Annotated in this window: 1 pseudogene; it reads right to left on the reverse strand. The window is 51.1% G+C overall.

Annotation, left to right across the window (positions count from 1 at the left end):
- Positions 1-237 (reverse strand): annotated as a pseudogene (locus SB775_RS33725) (protein translocase subunit SecDF); the annotation flags it as partial.

Here is a 237-nt window from a genome sequence, read left to right on the forward strand (position 1 = left end):
GGTTCGATGCCGTATTCATCTACAGCCGCCGATTTCAATTCCTCGATTTCCTGCTGGCTGAATTCCTCTGCGTAACGGACAACCCCGATAGAAGAGCCTTCCCCAGCCATGACGATGTCATCTGACGGGAAGCCGGAATCTTCAAGGAAATCCGCCACTTCTTCTTGTGTCAATGAGGATTCGGAAGTGACTTCCACGCGTGTACCGCTGGAGAAATCGATGCCCAAATTCAATTGG

The organism is Peribacillus sp. SIMBA_075, assembly GCF_046534585.1.